We start from the raw sequence: 876 nt of genomic DNA on the forward strand, positions 1-876 counted from the left end.
CGTTCCGCCCCTCCGGCGACGGCGCGCCCGCCTCCGCGGCGGACCGCCCCCACACCTCGCGCACCAGGGCGAGCGCATGATCGACGGCCGCCTCGGGGTCACCCTCTCCGCCCGAACGCAGCCACAACCGCAGCCCGTTGTTGTGCGCGGCGACCACCGAAGCGGCGATCACCTCGGCCGTCAGCTCACCGTCCCCGCCCTCACCGAACCGGCCGCGCAGATGCCCGGCGAGGGTCTGCTCGTAGCGGCGTACCACCGACAGTTCGTACGTCCGCAGCCCCGGCACCTCCCGGGTGAGGCGGTAACGCCGCACGGAGAACTCCGGGTTGGCCGCGTACATCCGCAGCACGATGCGGGCGGCGTCGCACACCGCGCCGACCGGGTCGCTGTCGTCGACGCCGGCCAGGAACTCGGTCATCTCGGCGAGGCAGCGCTCATGATCCGGGAAGACCGCGTCCTCCTTGGACGGGAAGTAGCGGAAGAACGAACGCCGGCCCACCCCGGCCCGCGCCACGATGTCGTCCACGGTCGTCCGCTCGAAGCCCCGCTCCAGAAAGAGCTGGAAGGCCGCCTGCGCGAGCGCCTCCCGCATGGGTGCCTTCTTCTCGGGTCCTCGTGCCTCGCTCATGCGGCGAAACGTAGCACCGGAAGGAGTGTTTTGGCACTGCGTACCTTTACAGAGGGTACTGAGTGCCATAATCTGTCCATCACTACGAATGACACCCAGGTGGGACCACACCCAGGTAGGCAGGAGAGCCGGCGTGAGCTTGAGGATCGTTGTCTGTGTGAAGTACGTGCCCGACGCGACCGGTGACCGGCGTTTCGCCGATGACCTGACGCTGGACCGTGAGGATGTCGACGGTCTGTTGTCGGAGC

1 protein-coding gene and 1 pseudogene are annotated in these 876 nt (G+C 68.6%); one reads left to right on the forward strand and one right to left on the reverse strand.

The window, feature by feature from the left end:
* Window positions 1-592 (reverse strand): TetR family transcriptional regulator (locus HET64_RS38555; RefSeq protein WP_215111870.1); only part of this gene is annotated, 592 nt, incomplete at its 3' end.
* 169 nt (window positions 593-761) lie between these two features.
* On the opposite strand from HET64_RS38555, the pseudogene HET64_RS39955 reads away from it, so the two are divergent.
* Window positions 762-876 (forward strand): annotated as a pseudogene (locus HET64_RS39955) (electron transfer flavoprotein subunit beta); the annotation flags it as partial.

The organism is Streptomyces sp. McG3 (assembly GCF_018619185.1).
Classification (GTDB): Bacteria; Actinomycetota; Actinomycetes; order Streptomycetales; family Streptomycetaceae; genus Streptomyces.